This is a genomic window from Roseburia faecis (assembly GCF_001406815.1).
In the GTDB taxonomy this organism is placed as follows: domain Bacteria; phylum Bacillota; class Clostridia; order Lachnospirales; family Lachnospiraceae; genus Roseburia; species Roseburia faecis.
Genome location: NZ_CVRR01000007.1, coordinates 25,953 through 52,262, shown reverse-complemented (window position 1 = coordinate 52,262; position 26,310 = coordinate 25,953). Strand labels below are relative to the sequence as shown.

27 protein-coding genes and 2 pseudogenes are annotated in these 26,310 nt (G+C 42.9%); 3 read left to right on the top strand and 26 right to left on the bottom strand.

The features are described 5' to 3' along the window. Nucleotides 1–12 precede the first annotated feature (12 nt). The 5 genes from M72_RS03845 to M72_RS03825 all read right to left on the bottom strand — a co-directional run bounded on the left by M72_RS03845 (nt 13) and on the right by M72_RS03825 (nt 3,532). A complete protein-coding gene (locus tag M72_RS03845) occupies nt 13–789 on the bottom strand; it encodes a sulfite exporter TauE/SafE family protein (protein ID WP_055067259.1) in 777 nt (258 codons plus the stop codon). Between the two features lie 51 nt (nt 790–840). Next, nucleotides 841–1,743, bottom strand: a complete 903-nt coding sequence (locus M72_RS03840; RefSeq protein WP_055067258.1) for a hypothetical protein — start codon at nt 1,741–1,743, stop codon at nt 841–843. A gap of 44 nt (nt 1,744–1,787) precedes the next feature. Beyond that, nucleotides 1,788–2,444 carry a DUF6199 family natural product biosynthesis protein gene (locus tag M72_RS03835; RefSeq protein ID WP_022045931.1) on the bottom strand — a complete coding sequence of 219 codons (657 nt, stop codon included), beginning with the start codon at nt 2,442–2,444 and terminating at the stop codon, nt 1,788–1,790. 64 nt (nt 2,445–2,508) lie between these two features. After that, on the bottom strand, nt 2,509–2,820 hold the full coding sequence (locus tag M72_RS03830; protein ID WP_022045930.1) for an LSm family protein: 312 nt from the start codon (nt 2,818–2,820) through the stop codon (nt 2,509–2,511). Nucleotides 2,821–2,872: 52 nt separating this feature from the next. Next, nucleotides 2,873–3,532, bottom strand: coding sequence for a sugar O-acetyltransferase (locus M72_RS03825; RefSeq protein WP_055067257.1), 660 nt, complete (start codon nt 3,530–3,532; stop codon nt 2,873–2,875). A 47-nt stretch (nt 3,533–3,579) separates the two neighbouring features. Between M72_RS03825 and M72_RS16255 the strand changes: the two genes are divergently transcribed. Further along, the gene (locus M72_RS16255) at nt 3,580–3,744 is read left to right on the top strand and encodes a hypothetical protein (RefSeq protein ID WP_082413763.1); all 165 of its coding nucleotides are present in this window, start codon (nt 3,580–3,582) and stop codon (nt 3,742–3,744) included. Between the two features lie 26 nt (nt 3,745–3,770). On the opposite strand, the gene M72_RS03820 is transcribed toward M72_RS16255, so the two are convergent. The 17 genes and pseudogenes from M72_RS03820 to M72_RS03740 all read right to left on the bottom strand — a co-directional run. Beyond that, nucleotides 3,771–4,445 (bottom strand): HAD family hydrolase, encoded by a 675-nt coding sequence (locus M72_RS03820; protein WP_022045928.1) that lies wholly within the window; start codon nt 4,443–4,445, stop codon nt 3,771–3,773. Nucleotides 4,446–4,493: 48 nt separating this feature from the next. Beyond that, entirely contained in the window at nt 4,494–4,859 is a 366-nt protein-coding gene (locus M72_RS03815) for a macro domain-containing protein (RefSeq protein ID WP_261291786.1), read from the bottom strand. Between the two features lie 14 nt (nt 4,860–4,873). Continuing rightward, nucleotides 4,874–5,122, bottom strand: coding sequence for a DUF3847 domain-containing protein (locus tag M72_RS03810; RefSeq protein ID WP_206541800.1), 249 nt, complete (start codon nt 5,120–5,122; stop codon nt 4,874–4,876). A gap of 84 nt (nt 5,123–5,206) precedes the next feature. Next, nucleotides 5,207–6,355: a hypothetical protein gene (locus M72_RS03805; protein WP_055067255.1), complete on the bottom strand. Its 1,149-nt coding sequence runs from the start codon at nt 6,353–6,355 to the stop codon at nt 5,207–5,209. Between the two features lie 121 nt (nt 6,356–6,476). Next, nucleotides 6,477–6,611 (bottom strand): annotated as a pseudogene (locus M72_RS17530) (DUF6061 family protein); the annotation flags it as partial. 51 nt (nt 6,612–6,662) lie between these two features. Next, the gene (locus M72_RS03795; protein ID WP_330378121.1) at nt 6,663–6,908 is read right to left on the bottom strand and encodes an acyltransferase; all 246 of its coding nucleotides are present in this window, start codon (nt 6,906–6,908) and stop codon (nt 6,663–6,665) included. A 61-nt stretch (nt 6,909–6,969) separates the two neighbouring features. Beyond that, a complete protein-coding gene (locus M72_RS17045; protein WP_055067252.1) occupies nt 6,970–7,149 on the bottom strand; it encodes a maltose acetyltransferase domain-containing protein in 180 nt (59 codons plus the stop codon). A 31-nt stretch (nt 7,150–7,180) separates the two neighbouring features. After that, nucleotides 7,181–8,224 carry a galactose ABC transporter substrate-binding protein gene (locus M72_RS03785; protein ID WP_055067251.1) on the bottom strand — a complete coding sequence of 348 codons (1,044 nt, stop codon included), beginning with the start codon at nt 8,222–8,224 and terminating at the stop codon, nt 7,181–7,183. A 14-nt stretch (nt 8,225–8,238) separates the two neighbouring features. After that, on the bottom strand, nt 8,239–9,207 hold the full coding sequence (locus M72_RS03780; protein WP_055067250.1) for a sugar ABC transporter substrate-binding protein: 969 nt from the start codon (nt 9,205–9,207) through the stop codon (nt 8,239–8,241). 1 nt (nt 9,208) lies between these two features. After that, nucleotides 9,209–11,014, bottom strand: a complete 1,806-nt coding sequence (locus M72_RS03775; RefSeq protein ID WP_082413759.1) for a cache domain-containing sensor histidine kinase — start codon at nt 11,012–11,014, stop codon at nt 9,209–9,211. Then, entirely contained in the window at nt 10,995–12,599 is a 1,605-nt protein-coding gene (locus M72_RS03770) for a response regulator (RefSeq protein WP_055067248.1), read from the bottom strand. Before M72_RS03770 ends, M72_RS03775 begins: the two co-directional genes overlap by 20 nt. A gap of 142 nt (nt 12,600–12,741) precedes the next feature. Beyond that, nucleotides 12,742–14,388 carry an ABC transporter permease subunit gene (locus M72_RS03765; RefSeq protein WP_055067247.1) on the bottom strand — a complete coding sequence of 549 codons (1,647 nt, stop codon included), beginning with the start codon at nt 14,386–14,388 and terminating at the stop codon, nt 12,742–12,744. Between the two features lie 15 nt (nt 14,389–14,403). Beyond that, the gene (locus M72_RS03760; protein ID WP_022045918.1) at nt 14,404–15,912 is read right to left on the bottom strand and encodes a sugar ABC transporter ATP-binding protein; all 1,509 of its coding nucleotides are present in this window, start codon (nt 15,910–15,912) and stop codon (nt 14,404–14,406) included. Nucleotides 15,913–15,979: 67 nt separating this feature from the next. Continuing rightward, nucleotides 15,980–17,275 (bottom strand): substrate-binding domain-containing protein, encoded by a 1,296-nt coding sequence (locus M72_RS03755; protein ID WP_022045917.1) that lies wholly within the window; start codon nt 17,273–17,275, stop codon nt 15,980–15,982. Nucleotides 17,276–17,505: 230 nt separating this feature from the next. Next, complete coding sequence (locus M72_RS03750) at nt 17,506–18,000, bottom strand: DNA-deoxyinosine glycosylase (RefSeq protein WP_055067246.1); 495 nt, start codon at nt 17,998–18,000, stop codon at nt 17,506–17,508. Between the two features lie 41 nt (nt 18,001–18,041). Next, nucleotides 18,042–18,935 (bottom strand): TlpA disulfide reductase family protein, encoded by an 894-nt coding sequence (locus M72_RS03745; RefSeq protein ID WP_055067245.1) that lies wholly within the window; start codon nt 18,933–18,935, stop codon nt 18,042–18,044. Nucleotide 18,936: 1 nt separating this feature from the next. Next, nucleotides 18,937–19,509: pseudogene (locus tag M72_RS03740) on the bottom strand (4Fe-4S binding protein); the annotation flags it as partial. Between the two features lie 12 nt (nt 19,510–19,521). Here M72_RS03740 and M72_RS03735 point away from each other — a divergent pair. Continuing rightward, the gene (locus M72_RS03735; RefSeq protein WP_055067244.1) at nt 19,522–20,064 is read left to right on the top strand and encodes a sensor histidine kinase; all 543 of its coding nucleotides are present in this window, start codon (nt 19,522–19,524) and stop codon (nt 20,062–20,064) included. Nucleotides 20,065–20,365: 301 nt separating this feature from the next. Here M72_RS03735 and M72_RS17310 read toward each other — a convergent pair whose 3' ends face one another. Both M72_RS17310 and M72_RS03730 read right to left on the bottom strand, forming a co-directional pair. Further along, the gene (locus tag M72_RS17310; RefSeq protein WP_206541799.1) at nt 20,366–20,560 is read right to left on the bottom strand and encodes a hypothetical protein; all 195 of its coding nucleotides are present in this window, start codon (nt 20,558–20,560) and stop codon (nt 20,366–20,368) included. Nucleotides 20,561–20,585: 25 nt separating this feature from the next. Then, complete coding sequence (locus tag M72_RS03730) at nt 20,586–21,008, bottom strand: SseB family protein (protein WP_055067243.1); 423 nt, start codon at nt 21,006–21,008, stop codon at nt 20,586–20,588. Between the two features lie 238 nt (nt 21,009–21,246). On the opposite strand from M72_RS03730, the gene M72_RS03725 reads away from it, so the two are divergent. Further along, entirely contained in the window at nt 21,247–21,906 is a 660-nt protein-coding gene (locus M72_RS03725) for a helix-turn-helix domain-containing protein (protein WP_055067242.1), read from the top strand. Nucleotides 21,907–22,001: 95 nt separating this feature from the next. Here the strand turns inward: M72_RS03725 and carB are convergent, their stop codons facing one another. Together carB and M72_RS03715 are read right to left on the bottom strand one after the other, a co-directional pair. Further along, nucleotides 22,002–25,208, bottom strand: a complete 3,207-nt coding sequence (carB, locus tag M72_RS03720) for a carbamoyl-phosphate synthase large subunit (RefSeq protein ID WP_055067241.1) — start codon at nt 25,206–25,208, stop codon at nt 22,002–22,004. Continuing rightward, complete coding sequence (locus M72_RS03715; protein ID WP_055067240.1) at nt 25,208–26,278, bottom strand: carbamoyl phosphate synthase small subunit; 1,071 nt, start codon at nt 26,276–26,278, stop codon at nt 25,208–25,210. Before M72_RS03715 ends, carB begins: the two co-directional genes overlap by 1 nt. Between the last annotated feature and the right edge of the window lie 32 nt (nt 26,279–26,310).

Sequence of the window (26,310 nt, the reverse complement as noted above, 5' to 3'; positions counted from 1 at the left end):
CAGGCATTTCTTCTATCCCCAAAGTGAAAATAAAAATACTACGATTCCAAGAATAACAAGAATCACACCCGTCACACGGTTCAGTGTTTTCGGTGTGGCTTTATTTGCAAATACCGCAGCAATTCTCGCCCAGATCAGGGTAAATATCACACATAAAATAAATACCATCCAATCCGGCTGTCCACCTATGGCAAAATGTGAAACTGCACCTGTAAATGCAGTAAATGCCATAATAAATACGCTGGTTCCCACAGCCATTTTTAGTTCATATCCAAGCACTGTGGTAAGTATAAGAAGCATCATCATGCCTCCGCCGGCACCGATAAATCCACAGATAAATCCGATACAGATGCCACTGATCACAGACTGTATGGCGCGTTTTTTTGCCGACACCCCCTGCATTGCTTCTTTGGTTGTCATGACAGGACGGACAATAAATTTAATTCCCAGCAGAAACGTCATAAAGACGGAAAAATTTCCCATGGCGGCAGATGGTACCAGACTTGAAACATAACTTCCTACCACCGTAAATGCAAGAACACTCACCATCATAATCAATCCATTCCGGATGTCCAGATTTTTGTTTTTACCATATGTATACGCGGACACTGCACTGGCAAGTACATCAGAAGACAGCGCAATCCCGACCGCCATATACGGCTCCATCCCAAGAAATGTGATAAGCATCGGGCTGATAACCGCTGCCGCACTCATCCCGGCAAAACCGGTTCCAAGTCCGGCTCCCATACCTGCAAAAAATGTTACTAGAATCGTAAATAATACTTTCATTCTCCTGTATCTCTCCTTTGTTCCAGATAACAAGTAATTTTAGCACATTTTTCAAAACAAATCCAGCATGTTATCCAGATAAATTTCTTCCCGGACATGCAGCTGATATTGTGGCTTTGTCATGTAATATAGCAGAAACTCTAAAATCAGTGCACTTCCAAGTCCCCGTCCCTCGATCTTAAAATTAGAAAATCCCATTGGAAAGTAAACATTTTGGATTGCCTCTATTCCAATAAATCCCGGATTTTGCATGGCTTTGGAAAAGCAATATCCCTGCTCAGATTCCGGTGCCGTACAGTGATGTTCCCTATTTTCTCCAAGATTCTTGCGGCTGACCGCTTCATAACAGGCTTTCCTGTCCTTACAGCCAAACCAGCAGCATTCATTGCACAAAAACTCCACCTTGTCTTTTTCTTGCCAAGACAGTGTCTTCCATCGGTCATAGGCTTTATTTAAGCGAAAATCAGGAACAACATACCGGAAATCTTCACGTCGTATTTCCTCTACCAGCTGCTTAAAATCCGTGATTACTTTTGTGGTGGACGAAACAAAATAAAGGTGCGGATAATGTTTTTTCAGATATTCCAACAGCAGATCCGAATGGACAATCACACCGTTTTGCACATCTTTATTTTCTTCCAGTAAAGCACAGAGCGCATTGCATTTCCGGTCAGAAAGATGCTTCTCTTTTAAAAGAGAGTTGCTGAAGGTCAGCCGCGCGGATATTCCATACTCCTGCATCAGTGCCAGAACTTCTTTCGGATCATTCTCTCCAAAACCGGCACGTCCGCCGCCCCAGATACAATCTGCCGGAGCTCCATAGATCGAACCGATTTCACACCAGTCATAAAACCAGTCCCTGTGCTCCCGATATAACGGAAGAAACACGCGGTATAGTTCATAAAATTCAAACAAGCCCGGAAGGTGATAATACGCTTTTACCATTCTGTACATTCCTCTCATTTTTTATCATAACGGTTCAGACCACCTCAGAATAGTTACTTTATTAAATACAAAATCAACCCGGACATCACCCCGATTCCAATAATACAGATAATCATACCTCCAATGACCGTCACAGTTCTTCCTTCATCCGATAATTCCGCATTCTGAAACTGCCATCTGCGCAGAAAAAAGTATACCTTATCCGGATAATAAATCTGTACGATTCCAAGCACATAAATAAGGACTCCCAATACCGTAAATCCCCAAAATGAAATCGACTCCAGATTGCCGTAAAGGATGTGTCCCAATGCATTGCTGTATGTTTCATCACTGATGACAGGCTTTTCATTCCCTGCTATAATCTGCATTTCATCCCAGCCCACAGGGCTTCCATCTGCCGCGAGCAACTGATCCCCCGTCCATGTGCCGTTTATCGTATCATCCGCAAATGAAAACGTGACCTGATCCCCTTTCATGGTATAGGAAACATTCTGTTTTTTTCCATCTGCCACAAGTAAAAAAGTATCATCTTTTGTTCGTTCAACATAGTTGACTGTGTTGTGCACAAACTTATCTGCACGGACTTTGTAATAAAAATCATCCCCAATAAAAACGCCTTTTCGCAGCGTAAAATATCCACCGATTGCAACTGCAAAAATGGCAATTATAATCAAAAAAACAAGTCCCAAATGCTCTTGGATTTTCTTCATTTCCGTCCTCCTTCTCTTTAAAAAAAAGCCATTCTCTCCTGCGAAAATGGCTTCTGAAATACTACTACTTATTTTCAAAATTAACACTGCGGATCATGTTACGGTTGATAAACTGTGTTCCCTTTTTCGGTGTCTCGATCTTCACCCACTGCGCATCCACGTCCATCAGTTTTCCTTTGATACCACCCATATCATTAAATAAACTTACCGCACAATCTTTTCCTATATAAGTATCTAAAATTGAACCACTCATCATTTCGTCTTCCTTCCCATTTTCTGTCACTGTAAACAGCTCAGTATCCTGCATTGCCAGCATATTCCATGTATTTACCATATTGAAATAATTGACTGCTGCCATTGTTGTTGCGATATCCATACCTTCATCACCTCATAGATATCAGTGTAGCATTCTTTGTGCACACTTGCAATTACTTTCTCCCTCTTTCCCTCTCCGACATCGGAACTTCATTTTTCATGTAAGTATCCCACACCTGCATCCGATCCTGCTCATCCAGTTTGCGCAAAACTTTTGCCGGAACACCTGCCACAATACAGTTATCCGGAACATCGCGGGTTACGACTGCCCCTGCCGCCACAATACAGTTCTTTCCGATGGTCACTCCGCCACAGATCGTTGCACTCGAACAAATCCAGCTTCCGCTTCCGATATGGATGGGCTTTGCATACTCCAGGTCATGAAAACCATCCGGATACTGCTGCGGCAGCCGCTCATCGGAAAGAAACGGATGACACGGGGTTGCAATCGTCACGTTTGCGCCTACCCACACACCATCCTCCAGCGTAATCGGCGCACAGTCCAGAAATGTACATTTATAGTTGACAAAACAGCCTTTTCCAAAATGGATATTGACACCATATTCACAGTAAAATGGGGCAAAAATGGCTGCTCCTCCATCCTTTGCAGATGGAATCAGTTTTTCTAACAAACGCTGTTTTCTTTTTTTCCTCCACAGCGGAGTGCGGTTGAATTTATCACAGGTTTCCATGCCAAATTTATGATATTGTTCCAGATCTTTGCTGTCGGCATTGTAAAGTCTGCCGGCTTTCATTCGTTCCCAGTTATTCATGTTTATCTCCCTCTTTTTTATTTCCTTTAGTATAACAAACTTTTGCAATACAGGAAACTGAAGAACAGCTGCACCGGCATACTTCCCGTTTAAAGCATTTGCAGAACAGCCAGACCAAATTTACTGCGATACCGGACAGTTCCTCCGATGAATTTGGTGACTATCTGGTTCTCTTAGGTGCTATTATGCGCGAGGAAATGATGATTGACTAGCTAAAAAAATGTATCAAACTGCTCGGTTAACATGCTCCCTCTCCCTTCAAATAGGCGATCACTTCGAATAGATCCGGTAACACCACCTCTGCTTTTTCCTGCATTTCTTCATTTGCAGGCAGCAGATCCGGAACCATGATCGGAAGCAAATGTCCTGCATGTGCCGCACGAATCCCATTGTAGGAATCCTCAATCGCATACGCGCGCTCCGGTGCAACCCCAAGTTCTGCACAGGCCTTTAAGAAAATGTCCGGTGCCGGTTTGCTGTGCTCCACCATATCCCCGCAGATCACATTGTCAAAAAAATTCAAAATTCCAGCATCCTTTAATTGGTTTGTCACGGTCTGTCTGCGTGTCGAAGATGCCAGCGCAATTTTCTTTCCATCTTCTTTTAAAAAGGTGAGCAGTTCCACAACCCCCGGCTTCATCGGGAGCCTGCCGCCATCGTATCTGCTGTGATAGATAGCAGAGGACTCTTTCGCATAAATATCATACGGAAAATCCTCCCCATAAATTTCCAGCATAATCTCCCGCGTCCGTTTCATCGTCGTCCCCGTACAGGAAAGCACCGCTTTCTCAATATCTGGAATCTGGTATTTATCTGCAAGCTCCTTCCAGCACTGCATCACAGCCCGCTCAGAATCAAAAATCACACCGTCCATATCAAATACAACTGCATCGTAACCGGTTTTCTTTTCCATAGAATAATTTCCTTTCTGTCTTACGTGACAATTTTATTCTAACACGATTTATCCAATTAGTGCATGATAGATTCTCAGATCATCGTCCTTGAATACGTTAAATATGACTTTTTTTATTCTGCTGTCCTCATTGATATAATTCTTTACCGTCTCGGTAGCGATTTCTGCCGCCCTTTGCTGTGGAAAACGAAACACCCCCGTTGACAGACAACAAAAAGCTACGGACTCTGCTCCCGTGTCCGCCGCCAGCTTGAGACATTCTCTGTAGCAGCTTGCCAGCAATTCTTCCTCTTTTCCTGTAACCTCCCACTGTATGATCGGTCCTACGGTGTGAAGAATATATGTTGCCGGAAGATTATAACCGGACGTAATCTTTGTCTTTCCGGTTTCTTCTTCATGTCCCTGCTTTTTCATAATTTCATACATTTTCAGGCGAAGTTCCATCCCTGCATATGTGTGGATAACCCCCCCTCGATAAAACTTTCTAATATTGCTCCTCGTTCTATCAGTCTGTGGGTTCGCTTTTTTCTTTCTTCAAGGCTTGCCATTTTCTTTAATTTCTTCTCTTGATTTTTAAGCTGAGATAATTGCTTTTCATATTTTTCTTTTTCTTCTTTCTTGCTTTCAATCTCTGCTTTTACCTTTTCTAATTCTGTTTTATTGTTCATAAAAATCATCTCCTTTCATATTTTTGGCAAAGAAAAAGGCTAAATACCTTTTCAGATAAATAGCCTTTTCATTTCAATTTTCAGTTATATATTCTATTTATTAGTTAATTTAGAGAGTAATTCTGAAACCATTTCTGTAAATTCAAAAGGCTCAATATTGATGCCATCCATTACATAAGTATGTTTGTTAAGCTTAAAAACAGCTCTTGTTATTATCTTGTCATCAACATTTAAATTTTCAGACTTAGATAATTTCACATTAACACCACATAATGTCGACATTTTTGAATCCTTTAACCCATAATCAATGCCGGTTTCGTTCTTGTCAGCGATAATAACATCAAGAATCTTATCGTTATTATCTTCATTTACTAAATGGACTTTTATATATGCACGCTCTGTATAATCGTCTTTATTATTTGGTTTTACTAAAATTTCATACACAGAAACTGGATTATATTTTTCAAATATTGACAAGGATGCTAAAATTTCTTTCCCTTCATCTCCATCTAATGCTACTTCTTTAGCATCTATTTTAGGCATCGACATTTGATTATCATTAAATACTAAACAATCTTTTTTATACTTATCATATAGCTTTAAGTATTCAATTTTCGATTCCTTTCTCTTTTCCTTGACCCATAACCCAAATGCATAATCTTTTATCTCTTTGTTCATCCGTTTCATTAGCTCAGAGTCTGAATATTTGTCTAATTCTCCATGAAGCTCTTTCTGGCTTTTAAAAGATTCGATAAGATTGGCGTCTATTTTCACTTCTTGTTCTAACACTTTGTTTTTTGTACTTACAAACAACAATCTATCTTTTAATTTTTGTTTCAGAGTCGTTTCCCCATAGATTTTAAGAGCTTTATCATAGACTTCTTTGTTAATGGCTTCATACTCGCAAATAGCATTATCAATTTCGGATTCAGAAACAAAAACTCCTAATTTTTCTGCATATGATGTTGCCACTATTTCATCTATGCTATTTTCAACAATATCCGAATATGATACACCTACTTTTCCAAACTGTTGCAGAAAAATTTCATCGTGATAAATGTATTTATCATTTACTTTCACAATGGCACCGTTAATGTTCTCATTCTTTACACTTAAATTATTATCTGCATAAGCACTTTTATAAGAAACATTTTCATTCAAAGTGCATCCATGTAGCAAAGCAGAAAATATAATTAGTAGTAAGGGCATCACGAATCTATTAAATTTCATTAGATTTCTCATAGCTGGTCTCCAATTCAATTTTCTCACTATTTATTTTAGCACGCACAATTCTTATATTCCACTTATGTTTTTCTAAAGATTTTATGGGTGGACTGCCATACATAGCAATCCACCCATAAAATTACCATACTTCTAGATTATCTTCCGCATTCACCCAATCTTGCATCTCACCCGTCAAAGCCAACCTGGCATACTCAATAGGGTTGTCAATGGCAAGAGCATTTAATGCACACTGAGAATTAGGTGTGGTCATCAATCCCTGCCTGCGCAATACTCTGTACGCGCATTGCAAGATCCATCCACGAATTCATGATCTACTTCTCCCACTTTCCCGCTCCGACAACGGCACTTCGTTTTTCATGTAAGTATCCCACACCTGCATCCGATCCTGCTCATCCAGCTTTCGCAATACCTTCGCCGGAACACCTGCCACGATGCAGTTATCCGGAACATCACGGTTTACGACTGCCCCTGCCGCTACAATACAGTTTTTTCCGATGGTCACTCCGCCACAGATCGTCGCGCTCGAACAGATCCAGCTTCCGCTTCCGATGCGGATCGGCTTTGCATACTCAAGGTCATGGAAACCGTCCGGATACTGCTGCGGCAGACGCTCATCGGAGAGGAACGGATGGAATCATTTTTTCCAGCAGACGCTGCTTTCTTTTCTTCATCCACAGCGGTGTGCGGTTGAATTTATCACAGGTTTCCATCCCAAACGAATGGTATTTTTCCAGATCTTTGCTGTCGGCATTGTAGAGTCTGCCGGCTTTCATTCTTTCCCAGTTATTCATGTCTGTTTCTCCTTTTTTGGGATCGCGTACCTTATTCTTCTTTCTCCAGAAATGTCTGCACATTTTCTTTTGTAACTTTCTGATATGCGCGATATATATATTTATAATTTTTAAACGGATTTGGATTATTTTCATCCTCTGTAGCAATCGAAAATGCAAGGTTTGCCATTGCTGCTGCCTGCCCTTCTTTATCATTATATACGGTTGCTGCAAGTGTTCCGTCTTTTACCGCTTCAAGCCCTTCTTTTGTCCCATCTATTCCAAAAAATACCGGCCGGTTTGTTTCCGTATACCCGAGCTTTTCATAAGCATCCATAGCACCGAGTGCCATTGCATCATTATTAGCAAGAACAACTTCCATCCGGTTGTTATATTGTCCGATCAGCTGTATCATACGGTTCTGCGCCTGCACACGGTTCCAGTTTGCAATCTGATAACTCAGTTTTTCCAGTGCAATCCCCTGTTCTTTCAGGCTCTCCGCAACGCTTTCCGTTCTAATAATGGCATCCTGATGCCCCATTTCCCCCTCAAGTATCACATACTGGATTTTCCCATCATGATTGCGGTCCACATCCGGATGTTCTTTGATGTAAGCTGCTGCAAGCTGTCCCTGCATCTGTCCGGACTGTTTTGCTTCTGCTCCGACATAATATAACTGATCCCACTGCATCAGATCTTCTTCCACAGGTTCCCGATTAAAAAATATAATGGGGATATCGTGCTCCTGTGCGGCTGTAATGATCTGCGACGGGTCCGTCCGGTCTGCCAGATTGACGCACAAAATATCACAGCCATTACCGATCATTTCCTGCACCTGATCGTCCTGCGTTCTTTGCGAATTTGCAGCATCCATAATAGTCAGACTGATATCATATCCCCTTTTTTCCAGTGTCCTGCATTCCCTTTTAAAATTTTCCAGAAGTTCCCCCAGGAAGGTATCTCTCTGGTCATAACATGCGACACCAATATAAATCTGTTTCGGTATTTCCTTTTTTTCGTTTCCACATGCACCATACAAAAGAATTCCCATCAGACCAATTAATGCCATAGCGTTTTTTATTTTTCTTTTATCCATGATAACCTCTGATTTTACCGGCTGATTGTAAACAGCAGATTCCGGTTCTCCTCCGAAAAAAGATTCTCCCGTGTGAGAACGGTATACGTAATCTGCCGGTCTTTCATTTTATAGAAAAAATTACGTCGTTTTTTAATAAGCTCTGCAACACTTTCATAGCCTGCGTCAAACTCATCCGGAGCAACCAGACATTGTGCCCATCCTGCATCCAGATAATAAACTGCCTCCGTTGAATTTCCAATTCCATAGAGTACCGCCCCATACAGGTCATTATCCTTTGCCGCCTCCCCGGCTTCCACAAAGCTTGCATTATCCAAAGCCATCACGATATCCACCCTTCTTTGCGTCTGTAAATTGATTTTCTCTTTCGAATCATTTTCTTTTGATACAGACCATAAAATTTCTGCGCCACTCCCCTTTAATGTATCACAAATCCCCTTCTTTCTTTTTATCACTGCTTCTGAAGTGGCATACTGCGAATAGATCCCAATCTTCTTCCCGATCAGATTTCCACGGTAATTTTCCAGAAGCTTTTGGGCAAGATCCGCACCCATATGGTAATGATCAGGTTCTATTGTATGCAATCCGGACGGTTCTTCGGGAAATGTATCTCCCACGGCCATTATAGGAACACTTTTTTCCAGCTGTTTTAGCTTTTGCTGCCCATCCCGGTTTGCAATCGGTTTTACGATCACCGCATCTGCTCCTTTTGCAATTTCCTGATTCATAATCTCAATCTCCTCATTGGCGGTTTCCATATTGTCCTTACTGATGATCACAACATCTGTATCATATTCCCGTGCTGCCATTTTCAGTCCGTATTTAAACGCTGACCACTCGCTCTCATCCACATCCGGTATGATCACCGCAATTGTTTCCGGTTCATGGCCGTTTTGCTTATAGATGATAAAGCCGAGAACCAGAATCACGAGAATTCCCAGAACTGCCTCTATTATCACAAATGTTTTTTTCCCATGTTTCATTTTAAGAATCCTCCGGCATATGGTGTTCCTCAAATTTCCTGCAGTTTTCCTCACTGTAAACAATCTCTGGGATGATAACTGTCACTGTCGTTCCCTCATCCAGTTCACTTTCTATCTGAAGTCCGTATGGTTCTCCAAACAATAACCGGAGCCGGTTATTTACATTTACAAGCCCGACTCCGGAGCCCTTTTTATGTACACGGTTTGTATCCTTTAATAACAGGTCAATCTCCTCTTCCGGAATCCCCATTCCGTTATCCGATACCTGCATAAAGATATTTTCTTGCTCTTTCCATCCGCGAATGAGGATTTTTCCGCAGTCATCCATCTCCCTTACGCCGTAATTGATCGCATTTTCAAGGATCGGCTGCAGCACAAGTTTCACGATACAATCATCCAGAATATCCGGACGGATATCAAATACAACTTCAAACTTGTTTTTATACCGCACTTTTTGTATATTAACATAACTTTGCGCGTGCTGCAGTTCATCCCTTATGCGGATAACCGTATGTCCTTTTGAAAGGCTGATCCGGAAAAGCTTTGCCAGCTGCGTGATCATAAAGGCAGCTTCCTCATTTTTACCGCTCTCTATCATCCAGGTGATGGAGTCTAATGTATTGTATAAAAAATGCGGGTTGATCTGGCTTTGCAGCACATCAAATTCGCTTTTTCTTCTTTCATTCTGTTCCCATATGACTTTTTTCATCAGTTCGGAATTCTGCCGGTAGGATTCCTGAATGGATTGTCCCAGATGCCGGATCTCTGTTGAGCCTCCGATTGCAATCTTTTCTTCTTTTCCTTCCTGATATTCACGCACCGAGTGATCCAGTTTCATAATCGGCCGCGATATCCGCACGGAAATGATGCGGTTTACAAATACAAGCATCATTGCCATAAGCAGTAAAATAAGCAGGACAAACTGCTTTACATCGGCCATCTTATTTGTGAATATTTCATACGGCATAACACAGACCAGGCGCCATCCTGTATAACTGATTGCACCCACCATAACTTTTCTGTGGTTTTTTCCCAAATATTCATCGTAAATTTTTTCTTTGGACGAAGCTGCCTTTACGCTGCTTTCTGTATTCATGCCATTGTCAATTCTTGCCTGATGCGGATGATAAATAATATTTCCCTCACCATCACACAGATAAAAATACTGTCCTTTTCCTGACGTATTGATCCGTTCCATCATACGTGAAATCCCGGAATAGTCCATATCCACAAGCAGCACTCCCAACTGTGTATCTGTCCCATTCGTAAGTTCCACGACACGGCTGGAAGAAATCACCCAGTAATACCGACAGGTACCGTCATCAAATAAATTCTGGACATGGGGTGTGGAAAAATGGATATTCTCCATACGTGTTTTTGCCTGCATAAACCATCCCTGTCTGGTCACATCCGGTTCTTCTTTCTGGGCAACAACCGGCTCTGCTGCCATAAGGCTTCCGTATCCATTATATATAGCAATGCTCCTTAAGTTCTCTTTATTTGCCTCATATAAAAGATTTAACCCTTTGTGGATGGATTCGTTCTGTTCCCGGATATCGTTTTCCTTTATAACATCATAATATGCGGCATCCGATATCTGCCTCATATTCACAAGATAATTTTCTATGGAATCCACCGTCTGATCCATCATCTTTCGGTTATTATCCACAATATTCTGCTGTGTGATCCCCGAAAATCTCCAATATACCATCATGCCCATACAAATCATAATTAAGGTTGATATTACAGAAAATGCAACCATGATGGTTGACTGGATATCTCCCGGTTTATTTTTCATTTTTTTCATATGCTGTCCTGTATTTTGAAGGGGATACCCCAAACTGTCTTTTAAACACATAACTGAAGTAATTTGGATCGGAATATCCCACACTCTTTGCAATCATATAACTTTTTTCCGCGGTTTCCACAAGCATGCGTGCCGCCTTATCCATACGGTATTCCGTCAGGTATCCGACAAAAGAATTCCCTGTTTCTTTTTTGAACATGCTTGAAAAATAAGAATTTGACACGCCCAGTTCTTTACAGATATCGTCAAGCCCTAAATCTTCCTGCTGATAATTGTCGTGCACATATTCTTTTGCCCTCCCGATCAGGGATTTCTTGGAATGATACCGGGCATCTGCCATGTCATCATGCAGCATACAGCAGAATTTTAAAAGCCATTTCTGCAAAACCTGCGGTTCTAAATTACACAGTTCATTATACAAAGAACCGATACCTCCCGGTATTTTTGTGGTATCCATTTCATTGTTGACCATAAAATGATACAGTTCGCCAATGAGTTCCATAACTGCCACATGATATTTTTCCAATGATTTCAGGTCAAGGAAATTATGCTGCATGTAAACTTCTATGGCATTTGCAATATCTTCATTTTCTCCAAGGCAGATCTTTTTGAACACATTGGACAGTTCTGTTTTCTCTCCGGCATCCCTTTGGATTTTTCTCTGTGGAACAATCTCTTTTAAATTTATCGCCCGGTTGCTTCCATATAAAACACGATAGGAAACCGCTTCCCTGGCGCTTTGATACGATGCTGCAATCTTTGCAATGTGCCCACATACCTGACCGATCCCTATGGTTACTTTTGCCCCCATAATATGATGGATATATTTACAGAAACGGTCACAGGCATCCGTCAGTTCTGAAATTTCTTCCTCACTTTTTAACTGCATAATCATAATGGTATCCCCAAGATAGCGAAAACGCTTCGCGTTCCATTTTTCCCCGAGGTTCTCCCCTGCCTGCCGGTCTACCGATACCGAAAGCAGCCGTATATCCATGCCCTCCGGAACCTGACTTGCCGATGTGTGTATGATCAGGCAGCAATACCACGGGCCTGTAAAAGCAATCTGGTAATCCTTAAAATAATGCGGCATCTCCTCTTCCGGAATACGTCCTTCAATAAGCGTTGTATACAAATTCGCCTGCAGCATCGGAAGGGAATCCGCATAATATTTTTTCAAAAGATCCGTATTTCTTTTTTCACTGATCTCATAGTCCAGTTTCTCTTTCAGACGCTTAAACACTTCTGTTATTTCCACAGCATTGAGCGGCTTTAAAATATATTCCTCGATTTCAAGATGCACGGCTTCTTTTGCATATTCAAAATCATCAAATCCGGTAAAAAGCAGAATTTTTGTTGCCGGATACTTTGCTTTTATATGCGCACACAATTCCAGCCCGTCCATATACGGCATCCGGATGTCCGTCATAACAACATCCGGCTGCATTTCTTCAAGCATGTCCATTGCTTTAAATCCGTTGTTTGCATGCCCGGTAACCTGAAAGCCGAGTTCCTCCCATTTGACTTTTTTAACGATGGCTTCAATGACTTCTTCTTCATCATCCACCAGCAATAATGTATACATACCTCTTCCCCCATGTTATTTTATTTATTATAGCAATTTGTCCAGATAAAGTAAAACCTTTCCAACATAAAACAGAGATGCCCTGCATGTTTCATGCATCACCGGCATCCCTGCTTTTTCATTATAGAGGAGAGTATATGTTTTATTTTTTCTGAACGTATTTCAGACAATCCAGTGTTACTGCAACAAGGATGATAATACCTGAGAATACGAACTGGAGGTTTGTATCAATACCCAGTATTGTGAGGGAGTATGTTAATGCTGTAAAGATACATACACCGGTAACAACACCGGAAATCTTACCAATACCACCGGTAAATGATACACCACCGACAACACAGGCTGCAATGGCATCCATATCCCAGCCCTGTCCATAAGCGGCGGAACCAGATCCAACCATTCGGGTACATTCAAGCCAGGAACCGAATCCGTAAAGGATACCGGCCATAATAAATGCACCAAGTGTTACTGCAAATACAGAGATACCTGAAACTGCTGCTGCCTCCGGATTTCCTCCGACTGCATAAAGATTTTTACCAAAGGTTGTTTTGTTCCAGATAAACCATACAATGACAATTGCTGCAACTGCCCAGAGAATGATGGTCGGGAATCCATTGACTTTTGGAATTACCATATTCGGAATGGTCGGCTCGATCGCTCCGAAGGAAACACCTTTTGTCGCATAAGTTACCAGACCAAAAATGACAAGCATGTTTGCCATGGTCGATATAAACGGATGCATCTTGAATTTCGCTGTAAAAAATCCGGCTATACTTGTAAAGAACGTACATAATACAATACATGCTACCAGTGCAAGAATGACTCTTGCCGGTGTCGGTACTTTCGTAAAATCAAAGATGTGTCCGAACACACCACCTGTATTTACACCCTGATGCATGATAATGGTTGCGGTTGTCATTCCCATACCAACCATTCGTCCAACGGAAAGATCCGTTCCTGTAAGAAGGATCAGACCTGCAACTCCAAGTGCTAAAAACATTCTAGGCGATGCCTGCTGGAGAATATTTAAAATATTATTATACGTAAGAAGCGGCGTTCCTTTTTTGATTGGAGTTATGATACATAACGCAACAAAAATAAGAATGATCGCGATGTAGAGTCCATTCTGTAAAAGGAATGTTCTCCGGTTAAATGTATACTTATAATTTTCCCATTTCTGTGCCTGATTTTCTGCAAATGTGAATTTGGACAACCGGAGCAGATCAATCAGATGATACTTGTAACTGTACGCATCATGCTTCCGGTCTTTAATCCTCTGATACTCTTTTTCCAGTTCAATCTTTTCATTGGAAACACGGTTCTTATATACATAATTTTCTTCTTTGACCTCGGCCTGGGCGGAAGTCTTTGCCAGAGTTTCTTTGTGTTCCTTTTCAATCTTTGCAAGTTTCTGCTGATGCTCCTGCAGTGCCTGTTCCTTTTCCGCTATACAACTTGCCTTAACTGCATTATAATACTTGTCAAAATTATTTTTGAGATAATTTTCTGCTTTCCCGATCAGTTTTGCGATCTGGTCTTTGTTCTGTGCCTCTACCGCTTTTGCCTGTTCAAGCTCCTTCTGGCAGGATGCAATCTCAGAATCTTTTTCCCCTTTGGAAAGTGTTTTATCTCTTTTTACGTTTTCGATCCTGCTCTGGTACATAATGACTTTTGCCGTACCATCTTTTCTGAGTTCATCAATCTCTTTTTGTATTTTTCCGACATATTCCTCAATCGGCTGACGCAGTGTTTTTTCCTGCTCCGCTGTAAGAATCTTGCTATTTGCCATATCTGTCCCCCCTGCCTATAAATATTTCGCGCTGAGGCGAAGTAATTCTTCCTGATTCGTTTCCTTTGTATTGACAATGCCCGCAAGCCGTCCGTTCGACATGACACCGATCCGGTTTGTAATACCAAGGATTTCCGGCATCTCAGAAGAAACCACGATAATGGTCTTTCCCTGTTTTGCCATCTGTATGATCAGGTCATAAATTTCATATTTTGCGCCGACATCAATTCCTCTTGTCGGTTCATCCATCATAAACACCTTCGGTTCACGCTCGAGCCACTTTCCAAAAATAACCTTCTGCTGGTTTCCTCCGGAAAGACTTGAAATCATATCGTTTGGTCCCAGACATTTGGTATGCATGACTTTAATTTCATTTGCGGTAGCCTTTGTCATTTTCGGTTCTGAAAGTGCCGCGCCTTTTTTATATGCATTAAGATTTGCAATGGTTGTATTAAATGTAAGATTCCCTTTCAGGAATAATCCATTTGCCTTCCGTTCTTCCGTAATAAGCGCGAATCCATAATCCATTGCCTCTTTTGCACAGCTGAAATTCATAAGCTTATGGTTCAGATAAACACGGCCTGCGGCTCTTGTGCGGATACCGAATATGGTTTCCAGCAATTCTGTCCGTCCGGCTCCCACAAGGCCATATAAGCCAAAAATCTCCCCTTCACGGACATCAAATGTAACATCCTGTAAATACGGCTCATATTTTGTGGACAAATGCTGGATTGATAAAATAACATCTTTCGGCTGATTATCCACCGGTGGAAAACGGTTTTCCAGCACACGGCCTACCATTGCAGTAATCAGTTCATTCATATTTGTTTCTTTTGCACTTTTTGTCATGACCAGATTTCCATCCCGGAGTACGGAAATATCATCACAGATCTCAAATATTTCATCCATTTTATGGGAAATATAAATAAGGGAGATGCCCTGGTCACGAAGCATCCGCATCATATCAAAAAGTTTATCCACTTCCTGTACGGTAAGTGATGATGTTGGCTCATCCAATACGATTACTTTCGAATTATATGAGATCGCCTTTGCAATTTCACACATCTGCCGCTGGGAAACGGACATATTTCTCATCGGCTGATCCAGATTTACCGTCATTCCCAGTTTCCGGAATAATTCCGAGGCTTCATTTTTCATTCTTCCCTCATCGATCATCCCAAGGGAATTTACCGGGTATCTGCCAAGAAAGAGATTATCCACAACATTTCTCTCCAGACACTGGTTTAACTCCTGATGCACCATTGCAATCCCATTTTCAAGTGCATCCTTCGGACCGGAAAAATTCACTTCTTTTCCGTCAAGGTATATAGTTCCTTCGTCTTTCTGATAAGTTCCAAAAAGACATTTCATCATTGTTGACTTACCGGCACCATTTTCTCCCATAAGTCCCATAACTGTTCCTTTTCTCACATCAAGGTTGATATGATCAAGTACTCTGTTGCGGCCAAATGATTTACTCATGCCACGTATCGATAAGATAATATCTTTGCTCTGATCCCCCATACTATCCGCTCCTATCCTTTTGTTTTCGGGGAGAGAACCGCATTTCTCCCCCCGAAGTTAAGTTGTTTTACTGATTTAAAAGAGCTGTGTAAGAAGCTGCATTATCTGTTTTCACCATGTTGATGGCAAAAGCATCGTACTGTCCCGGATTGCCCAGACGGTTTGTGATATTAGACTCTGTCTGTCCGTCACCACCAATGTACTCAACATCCAGATTTAAAAGGTCATCATACTTCTGTAACAGCGGCTGATAGGTAGAACTTAAGAAGTTATCAGAAGCATTGTAAATATTCAGCCATACCTTCTTTGTCGGATGGGCAGATGCATCTAACTGCTTGGATACCGGTTCCCATACAACGGTAGAATCTGTAAAATCTTTGTAATTATCAGCAGTTACTGCCACGTTCAGGGAATAGTAAGATCTCTCGTCTTCTTTGTATACATAAACGTCACTGCTTAATACATTTCCTGCATCGTCTGCAGTTCCGATACCCGTGTCAACATCTACACCATCCAGTGCATTTCTAAGAACACGCAGTGTCAGGTATGCCTGTACGTCTGCATGCTGGCTGATCGTTCCACCGTAGCCTTCTGCAATTGCTGCAACTGCATCGCTGTTTGCATCATATCCGAATGTCGGTACACCGTTATCCTTTGACCATGCATTAAACATTGACATTCCCATTCCATCATTGTTGGATACAACGACATCAATGGAATCCCCGAAAGAAGATGACCATGTACCAATCGCATTGCCGGCTGTTGCTGCATCCCATGTAGCACCTGCTGAGTTTTTCATTTCCTGGGAAGCAAGTTCACGGATCACATAGGTTTTTCCACCTACTTCAATGCTTCCGTCCTGAACCTGTGATGCTTTTCCATCGGTATTGGTTCCTGCCGGTGCACTGTCTGCCTCGCCGTTTTTATCCACTGCTGTTCCAAGTGCTTTTCTGACACCTCTTGTACGGGCAATGGAATCATTGTGACCGATATCACCGATTGCTAAAACATAGCCGATCACGCCATCTCCGTTACGGTCAATCTTGTCAATATTTTTCTCGATGTAATCTTTTACCATGGTACCCTGAAGTTCTGCACCCTGATTTGCATCAAACCCTACATAATAAGTATCTTTGTTAAAATTGAGTGCTGTCATATCGAGTTCTCCTGTAGAACTGTTTGACGGCTGACGGTTAAACCATACCAAAGGTTTATCCTTGTTTGCGACAGTTGAGGTAGAAGTGCCTCCCCCTGTATTGCCTGCCTGTGTGCCACCGCCGTTGTTTCCCCCATCGGCTCCGCATGCTGCGGTTGAAAGTGCAAGTACCGCCATCATCATAATTGCAACAATTTTCTTTTTCATAAGAATTTCCCCCTTCTTGTTTTGTTTGTAATGCTAGTATACGGGATTTTTATCTCATAAACTATAGAATATTTTTTGGTTCACATTAAAAATTTTCATATTTTTCCGTTATTTGTTCAATTTTTTCATATTTTTTCTTTGCCATTTCGTCACTTTGCCGTTGATTTGTACTAAAAAAAGCCATCTTTCTTTACAAAGATGGCTTTTTAAATCTTTTATAAAAGGCTCTGTTATCCTTGTTCCAGAATCACATGCCACGCCTCACACAGCCGTTCCAGCGACCACGCGGCATTTGCCGGACTTGTGGATGGAAGCACCATCGCTTCGATCCCCGTGACCGGAAACTGGTACCTTTTATAAAGCTGTCCTGCCTTGTTTCCGTTTGCATAAATACGTGTTATGTTCGTTTTTTCCAGAATCATGCCAATATCCGTCGGCTGTACATTTTTAATACTGCTGTCACTTGAGCCTTTGATGTCACAGCTTTGGATCACATCCCACAGGGCAATCCGGCGGGCAAGCAGCATTGCTTTTTTCTCCTCAATTGTATCTGGAACCGGCTCCTTTAAAAGTGTTGCAAGCACTTTCCAGAAACGGTTCTGTTTGTGCCCGTAATAAAAATTGTTTTCCCTTGATTTGACGGACGGCAGGGTTCCTAATATGAGAATTTCGGAAGCTTTGTCGTACACCGGTTCAAACGAATGGACAATGTGTTCATATTCCATTGGATTCTCCTTTTAAAGTTACCACCCTATCCGTATCCATCTTACTGCTTATCCTTCTCTAAGATCTGGTCAATCGCAGCTGTCACCTTTTTGTAGACTTCATCACTCGTGATTCCGCCCATGATCGGATCTCCGACAATGTTGCCATTACGGTCAACGAGAACTGTCGTTGGAAATGCCATAATATTTGTTGCGTATTTACCGGCCTCACTGTCCGAATCAAGGGAAAGGTTGGTATAGTCTGCCCCCTGTTTTTTCAGGATGCTTTTTGCTTCCGCAATTCCCTCTTTGTTACCATCGAGTGAATCCGTGTTTACGCCAATGACCTGACCGCCCTTTGCCTTCAGTTCTTCATTTAATTTGTTGAGTGCCGGAAGTTCCTCCACACATGGCGTGCATCCATTAAACCAGAAATTAACAACCGTTACCGCATTCTGTGAAAAAATGCTGCTGTCCACCTTATTTCCATCCAGATCCTTCGCCTGAAAAGACGGAAAGACGGATGTTTCTGCATTCGCGCTTTGGGCGCCGGAATTTTCTGTTCCCATCTGCGCGGTAAGTTCCGTTACCTGATCCTCGATTTTCTTAATCTCTTCGATATCCTTATCCAGCTTTTTCAGGTCTGCCTCCGAAAACTGGTCCTTCACATGATCCAGCTGTGTCTCCAGAAACGTTCCATAATTTTGTTCCCCTGAGCCAGCGGCCTTTTCCTTGTCAATGTTATTAAAAACCGTATTCCACAATTCCTGATGTTTCGCAATAATGGCATTTTCCTTTTCGTACAGTTTGTTGAGTTCTGCATTACCAGCCCCTGTATCTTCCGCAGACTGTGCCTGTGTTTCCGTCACATTGCTTCCTTTTTTCGAGGCATTGCCACAAGCAGTAAGTCCAAATACCATAGTCATAACCAGTAATATTCCTGTAAGTTTTTTCATTTTAATTATTCTCCTTCTTCTTTTTTGATTTTTCCGCAAATCCATACTTATAACTGATTGCTTCTACCGGACATTCCTTCACACATGCTCCGCAGCGTATACATTCCGTATGATTTGGATGCCGGACCACATCCACATCCATTTTACAGACACCGGCACATTTGCCGCAAGATACACATTTACCGGTATCTATATGCATCTGTAAAAGAGATACTTTATTAAAAAGCGCATAGACTGCGCCAAGCGGACAGATCCATTTGCAGAACGGGCGATAAAACATAAGGCTTAACAACACGACCGCAACCAGTATTCCGGCCTTCCATGTAAACAGCTTTCCCAATGCCGCACGGATGCCTGCATTTGCAATCGAAAGTGGAAGTGCCCCCTCTAATACTCCCTGTGGACAGAGGTATTTGCAAAAAAATGGGTCCCCCATTCCCAGCTGGTTCGTCACCAATATAGGAAGCAGAATAACGAAAACCAAAAGAATTCCATATTTGATAAACCGATTACACTTTCCTGCCGGGATAAAGATTTGTGTCTTCTGGCGGATACGCTCAACCAATCCCTGGAACAGCTCCGTGCCATGCAGCATTGTTTTAAACAGGGAAACACCCAGCTGCAGGCTGCCATCACGAGCATTTCCCACGATCTACGCACACCGCTGACTGCCATCTGCGGCTACCTGGAACTTTTGGAAAAGGAACCGTTATCTGCTGTCTCCCGCCAGTATGTTGCCATCATCCGGGAACGCACAAAGGTGATGACACAACTGACGGAAGAACTGTTCCGGTATTCGGTTGTCCTGTCTGTGCCTTTGGCACAATCCTTGCAGGAAGTGTCGGTAAATCGCATTTTAGAGGGAAGCATTGCCGCAATGTATGCGGTGCTCAAAAGACACCGGATCACGCCGGACATTACCATGACCGACCGGACTTGGGCTTTCCATAGCACGGGCGCTGGTGCAGCAGATGCACGGGCAGATGGATGCCGCTTAAGAAGCGGGGAGGCTTGTCATCCGGAGGCCGATTTAGTTTATTTTTTTATAAAACAGACCAAAAATAAAGCAACTACAACAACTCCTGTGCCTATGATGATACACCTCTTTGCTGTGGTGACTTCTTTTTGATATAAGCGAAATAATTCTCCGGAATGATTCTTTCTATTATGGAGACCAATCATTGCATAGATCAAAAAGAATGCAACTCCGAATATTAAAATTACACTCAGTCGGCCCCAAGCAGAAGGAATGGTGTATTGACCGATTATGATACATAGCAGGATCATAAAATACACGATTTTATTTTGCCCATATCCTAAAGGAAGTTCTTTTTGATAATTTCTATACATCATTTTTCCATAATAAACGATCATGCATATTAAAAATAATAGATAGATTATCATAACCATCATCCTCATTGTATACCTCCTTAATTTTGTCTCATACGAGAAAATGTCACACCCGCCTCCGGATCGGTAAGCTCTATATTGATCCGACTGTTACGCCGCTCATGAAGCAATAATTGTTTTGCTGTCTCTGTGCTGATTCCCTTTTCTTTCTTCTCATTGGTCTGAACATACTGTTTCCCCGATAGTATCACTATTCTTTTCGAATCGTATTGCATATAGTTACGAAAAATATGAAAATTTTCAGTCCGGCATAATAATCCGGATCAGATGTTTATCCAGCATGATTGTCCGGTTCCAGGGATTGATAATAATCCCTGCAATCTCCGGCACAGTAAGTGCTGCTTCAAACATCCTGCCGATCTCTGACAAAAATGTCGACTTCACCTGATCTGCACCTTTTAATTCTTCCTCAAAACTGGTAAATGCCGACCACCAGATTTTACCGTCCGGAGTCCTCACTGTCTGTAACTTCATTTGCGCCTGTGCCGGGTCCGGTTCCACGGCAACGATCAGTTGTCCCCCCTCCTGCATCCGTCTGCGAATTACGGTCAATGTATGCGCAAGCTGTTCCTGTGAAGGTTCTTTTTGAAGTAAAAAAATGGCTTCTTCGATTTTTTCGTTGCCCCTTAATCCCTCATCCTGATATTCATTTTTCTTGTCCATATTTTGTATCCTCTCTTGTCTGTTCATTCTATTATAAAATGAGTGATTCCTTTTTGAAAGCCATTTCTTTCAGATTCTCCTTTTGGGAGAATTCTTTTGACGGAACCGTCCTTCTCTTTCTCTGAGACTGCGAACTACCAACTCTCCAACTCATAGATTGTATTCTCTGCACGTTTCTTCTATACTGAAAGCAGACAGACACTGCGGCAACTGTCTCTTACGAAATGGAGGTTCCACTATGTCACAAAATAAGATTGGTGAATTTATACAACAATCCAGAAAAGCCAAAGGATTTACACAGAAAGATCTCGGTGACCGGATCGGCGTCAGTGATAAAACCATATCCAAATGGGAAAACGGAAACAGCATTCCTGACACTTCGATTCTGAACGAACTTTGTGCTACTCTCGATATCAATGTCAATGAACTTCTCTCCGGTGAAAAATTAACACCGGAAATTTATTCTATGAAAGCGGAGGAAAATATGATGAACCTTTTGGAAGACAATCAAAAACAACAGCGCTTTGCACTCCTTCCCTGTGCAGCGGGTATCATTTTATTGATCCTTACCGGACTGTTTGCAATATTTACACATATGCTTTTACCGGATATGCTGGATCTTTGGGATTTTCCAACACTCCTCATTTACATCGGAATCTGTTGCTCCCTTGTTTTATTGAGCGGAAAGCGACATAAACAGGAAATCATTCACTTTCTCCGGAAAATTGTGGTACCTGTCGGATGTATCTGTCCTCTGTTGGGGATAAACCAGTTTATTCATCAGTTCCGTGATCCGGCTGATATTGGTTTTTTCGTAAACCAATGTGTCTTATTTGTTCTCTATTCCCTGATTGCCTATGTGATTCTGGTTCTTATCGAACAGCATCTGGACAAATAATCTTTCACATGCAAAAATCCCGCCGTTTCCGGCGGGATGAAACTTCTGTAAAAACAGTCCCTCACCAATAGGCACAGGGGCTGCTTTTATTTATCTTACATATTCTTAACCGTTGCAATATCTACCGGAGTCAGTTCCCCGTGAGCGGTCTCTAAAGAACGTGCCAGTGCATTTGCGGTATCCATAGCGGTGATGCAGTACACACCGGTCTCGATTGCATTACGGCGGATTAAGAATCCGTCTCTTGTCTTATCACCGTTACCCTGTGTCGGTGTATCGATGACCAGATCAATCTTGTGACCAAGAATCAGATCCATGACATTTGGCGATTCCTGCGAAATCTTATTGACACGCAATGCATTCACACCATGCTCCTGCAAATACTTTGCGGTGCTTCTTGTCGCATAGATCTTGTAACCAAGTGCCGCAAAACGCTTTGCCACACCAACGGCTTCCGGCTTATCCGCATCCTTAACCGTCATGATCATCTGCTTATATTTCGGAAGCTGTACACCTGCTCCAAGGAATGCCTTGTACAGTGCCTCATTGAATGTCTTTGCGATACCCAGACACTCACCGGTAGACTTCATCTCCGGTCCCAGACTGATCTCTGCCCCACGCAGTTTCTCGAAGGAGAATACCGGCATCTTGATTGCGATATAGTCTGCAACTGGTGCAAGTCCCGGCTCATAGCCCAGACCGCGGATCGTGTTACCGATGATCACTTTGGTTGCCAGATCTACGATCGGAATACCGGTAACCTTACTGATGTACGGCACGGTTCTTGAGGAACGCGGATTTACCTCGATGACATATACTTCCTCGTTCATGGCGATAAACTGGATATTGATCAGACCGACCACATGCAGTGCCTGTGCCAGACGCTTTGTATACTCTACGATGGTATCCTTTACCTTATCACTGATCGTTGGAGCCGGATATACGGAAATACTGTCTCCGGAATGGACTCCGGTACGCTCGATATGTTCCATAATACCAGGAATGAGAATGTCGGTTCCGTCACATACGGCATCGACCTCGATCTCCTTACCCTGTAAATACTTATCTACGAGGATTGGGTGATCCTGTGCAATACGGTTGATGATTCCGATGAATTCCTCGATCTCCTCATCATTGAATGCAATCTTCATGCCCTGTCCACCGAGTACATAGGAAGGACGGACAAGAACCGGATAACCAAGACGGTTTGCAACTTCTTTGGCTTCCTCTGCGGTGAATACGGTTCCACCGGCTGCTCTCGGAATATGAGTCTTCTCCAGAATCTCATCAAAAAGCTCACGATCCTCTGCGGCATCGACATCCTCTGCCTTGGTTCCAAGAATCGGAACGCCCATCTTCATAAGCGCCTCTGTCAGTTTGATCGCTGTCTGTCCACCGAACTGTACAACAGCTCCGTCCGGCTTTTCAATATTTACGATGGACTCGACATCCTCTGCGGTCAACGGCTCAAAATACAGCTTGTCTGCAATATCAAAGTCGGTGGAAACGGTCTCCGGGTTGTTGTTGATAATGACTGTCTCCCAGCCTTCCTTTGCAAATGCCCAGGTACAATGTACGGAACAGAAATCAAACTCGATACCCTGACCGATACGGATCGGACCGGAACCAAGAACCAGAACCTTTTTCTGCGGTGTGGTCTCTGCAGCCTCGTTCTCACTTCCGTAAACACTGTAGTAATACGGTGTCTCTGCGGCGAACTCTGCGGCACAGGTATCCACCATCTTATATGCTGCAACGATACCGTTTGCATAACGCATCTGTTTAATCTCTTCCTCGGTCTTTCCGGTAAGCTCTGCGATGACGTTGTCCGGGAACTCGATTCTCTTTGCTTCTTTTAACAGATCTACGGTCAGCTCCTCACTCTTTAAGCGCTGCTCCATCTCTACCAGGATTGCCAGCTTATCGATAAACCAGCGGTCGATCTTGGTAATTTCATAAATATGATCATAGGAAACGCCGCGGCGCAGTGCCTCTGCAATCACCCAGATTCTGCGGTCATCGACCACATGAAGCTGTGCCTCTAACTCTTCATCGGACAGTCCGGTAAAATCATAGGACATAAGGCTGTCCACATGCTGTTCCAGGGAACGGATGGCTTTCATCAGTGCGCCCTCGAAGTTATCACAGATACTCATAACCTCTCCGGTTGCTTTCATCTGTGTACTTAACGTTCTCTTTGCAGTAAGGAATTTATCAAACGGAAGTCTCGGGATCTTCACTACACAGTAGTCAAGCATTGGCTCGAAACTTGCATAGGTCTTCTGTGTGATGGCGTTCTTGATCTCATCAAGTGTGTAGCCTAATGCAATCTTTGCGGTAACCTTTGCGATCGGGTATCCGGTTGCCTTGGAGGCAAGAGCGGAAGAACGGGATACACGAGGGTTTACCTCGATGACACAGTACTCAAAAGAATCCGGATTCAATGCATACTGCACGTTACATCCACCGGTGATCTTTAACTCATTGATGATGTTTAATGCAGAACTACGAAGCATCTGGTACTCTTTATCCCCGAGTGTCTGGGAAGGTGCCACTACAATGGAATCTCCGGTATGCACACCAACCGGATCGATATTCTCCATGTTACATACGGTGATGCAGTTTCCGTTCGCATCACGCATTACTTCGTACTCGACTTCCTTCCATCCTGCGATACAGCGCTCAACCAGTACCTCACCGACACGGCTTAAACGGAGTCCATTGCTTAAGATATCGACCAGCTCCTGCTCATTGTGGGCGATACCGCCGCCACTTCCGCCGAGGGTGAATGCCGGACGGAGCACAACCGGATATCCGATCGTATTAGTAAACTTGATACCGTCTTCTACGGTATTTACAACCTGGGAAGCTGCACAAGGCTCACCAATCTTTTCCATGGTATCCTTAAATGCCTGACGGTCCTCTGCCTTAAAGATGGTTTCTGCGGTCGTACCAATCAGTTTTACTCCGTGCTCTTCTAAGAAGCCGGACTCTGCCAGTTCCATACCCAGATTTAATCCAGCCTGTCCACCGAGTGTCGGAAGTATGCTGTCCGGTTTTTCCTTTAAAATAATTTTTTCAAGAACCGGAAGTGTCAGAGGCTCAATGTATACCTGATCTGCAATCTGCTTGTCGGTCATGATGGTGGCAGGGTTGGAGTTTACCAGACACACCTCCACGCCTTCTTCCTTTAAGGAACGGCATGCCTGTGTTCCTGCGTAGTCAAACTCGGCTGCCTGTCCGATGACGATTGGTCCCGAACCGATTACTAATACTTTTTTGATGTCTTTATTTCTTGGCATTACTGATTCCCTCCCATCATCTGAATAAAGCGGTCAAACAGGTACGAAGAGTCCTGTGGTCCCGGGCATGCTTCCGGATGGAACTGCACGGTGAAAATATTCTTTCCGACATACTCTAAGCCCTCGTTGGTTCCGTCATTGACATTGACGAATGCAGGCTTTGCAACCTTCGGATCAAGGGTATCGGTATCTACCACATACCCATGGTTCTGGGAAGAAATGTAAACACGACCGGTTGACAAATCTTTCACCGGATGGTTTCCACCACGGTGTCCGTATTTCATCTTGTGTGTATCCGCTCCGTTTGCCAGTGCCATGAGCTGATGACCGAGACAGATGGCAAAGATCGGTACGTCACTTGCATACAGTTTCTTTAATTCTTCAATAATCGCTGTGCACTCTTTCGGATCTCCAGGTCCGTTGCTGAGCATAATGCCATCCGGATTGGCTCCGAGAATTTCCTCCGCCGATGTGTGTGCCGGATAAATCGTCACCTCACAGCCACGGGCATTTAACGATTTTGCGATGTTGTTCTTCGCACCGAAATCCATCAGTGCAACTTTCTTTCCGCTTCCCTTTAATACGTTCTTCTCGCTGCAGGTAACTTTATCCACAACATTTCCGGTTGTATATTCTTTCAGTTTTGGAAGAATTTCATCCAGATTATAATTTTCGTTTGTCGTGATCATTCCGTTCATGGTTCCCTTTTCGCGGAGAATCTTGGTAAGCGCACGGGTATCAATTCCTGCAATTCCCGGAATATCATGCTTTGTCAGGAAATCCTGAATGCTTCCCTGACAGCGGAAATTGCTCGGCATACGTGAAAGCTCTCTTACAATATATCCGTCCGGCCACGGTCTGGCGGATTCCATATCCGGTGTAATTCCGTAGTTTCCGATCAGCGGATACGTCATCACAACCGCCTGTCCTGCATAGGACGGATCTGTAAGTACCTCTAAATATCCGGTCATTGAGGTATTAAATACGATCTCACTGATGATTTCGCGTGTAGAACCAATGCTTGTACCTGTAAACACGGTTCCGTCTTCCAGTATCAAAAAAGCTTTCATTCTTTGCCCTGCCTTTCTTGCATCTTGGCAAA

Coding starts and splice junctions, on each gene's coding strand:
- M72_RS03715 (WP_055067240.1), bottom strand. CDS start 26,278: ATGAAAGCTTTTTTGATACTGGAAGACGGAACCGTGTTTACAGGTACA.
- M72_RS03770 (WP_055067248.1), bottom strand. CDS start 12,599: ATGTATACATTATTGCTGGTGGATGATGAAGAAGAAGTCATTGAAGCC.
- M72_RS03840 (WP_055067258.1), bottom strand. CDS start 1,743: ATGTACAGAATGGTAAAAGCGTATTATCACCTTCCGGGCTTGTTTGAA.
- M72_RS03755 (WP_022045917.1), bottom strand. CDS start 17,275: ATGAAAAAGAAAATTGTTGCAATTATGATGATGGCGGTACTTGCACTT.
- M72_RS03760 (WP_022045918.1), bottom strand. CDS start 15,912: ATGGGGGATCAGAGCAAAGATATTATCTTATCGATACGTGGCATGAGT.
- M72_RS03785 (WP_055067251.1), bottom strand. CDS start 8,224: ATGGATAAAAGAAAAATAAAAAACGCTATGGCATTAATTGGTCTGATG.
- M72_RS03820 (WP_022045928.1), bottom strand. CDS start 4,445: ATGGAAAAGAAAACCGGTTACGATGCAGTTGTATTTGATATGGACGGT.
- M72_RS03805 (WP_055067255.1), bottom strand. CDS start 6,355: ATGAGAAATCTAATGAAATTTAATAGATTCGTGATGCCCTTACTACTA.
- M72_RS03765 (WP_055067247.1), bottom strand. CDS start 14,388: ATGGCAAATAGCAAGATTCTTACAGCGGAGCAGGAAAAAACACTGCGT.
- carB (WP_055067241.1), bottom strand. CDS start 25,208: ATGCCAAGAAATAAAGACATCAAAAAAGTATTAGTAATCGGTTCGGGA.
- M72_RS03735 (WP_055067244.1), top strand. CDS start 19,522: ATGCAGCATTGTTTTAAACAGGGAAACACCCAGCTGCAGGCTGCCATC.
- M72_RS17310 (WP_206541799.1), bottom strand. CDS start 20,560: ATGCAATACGATTCGAAAAGAATAGTGATACTATCGGGGAAACAGTAT.
- M72_RS03730 (WP_055067243.1), bottom strand. CDS start 21,008: ATGGACAAGAAAAATGAATATCAGGATGAGGGATTAAGGGGCAACGAA.
- M72_RS03815 (WP_261291786.1), bottom strand. CDS start 4,859: ATGAAAAAGCAGGGACATGAAGAAGAAACCGGAAAGACAAAGATTACG.
- M72_RS03780 (WP_055067250.1), bottom strand. CDS start 9,207: ATGAAACATGGGAAAAAAACATTTGTGATAATAGAGGCAGTTCTGGGA.
- M72_RS03810 (WP_206541800.1), bottom strand. CDS start 5,122: ATGATTTTTATGAACAATAAAACAGAATTAGAAAAGGTAAAAGCAGAG.
- M72_RS03745 (WP_055067245.1), bottom strand. CDS start 18,935: ATGAAAAAACTTACAGGAATATTACTGGTTATGACTATGGTATTTGGA.
- M72_RS03830 (WP_022045930.1), bottom strand. CDS start 2,820: ATGGATATCGCAACAACAATGGCAGCAGTCAATTATTTCAATATGGTA.
- M72_RS03775 (WP_082413759.1), bottom strand. CDS start 11,014: ATGAAAAAAATGAAAAATAAACCGGGAGATATCCAGTCAACCATCATG.
- M72_RS03725 (WP_055067242.1), top strand. CDS start 21,247: ATGTCACAAAATAAGATTGGTGAATTTATACAACAATCCAGAAAAGCC.
- M72_RS03750 (WP_055067246.1), bottom strand. CDS start 18,000: ATGGAATATGAACACATTGTCCATTCGTTTGAACCGGTGTACGACAAA.
- M72_RS03835 (WP_022045931.1), bottom strand. CDS start 2,444: ATGAAGAAAATCCAAGAGCATTTGGGACTTGTTTTTTTGATTATAATT.
- M72_RS03845 (WP_055067259.1), bottom strand. CDS start 789: ATGAAAGTATTATTTACGATTCTAGTAACATTTTTTGCAGGTATGGGA.
- M72_RS03825 (WP_055067257.1), bottom strand. CDS start 3,532: ATGAATAACTGGGAACGAATGAAAGCCGGCAGACTTTACAATGCCGAC.
- M72_RS17045 (WP_055067252.1), bottom strand. CDS start 7,149: ATGAATAACTGGGAAAGAATGAAAGCCGGCAGACTCTACAATGCCGAC.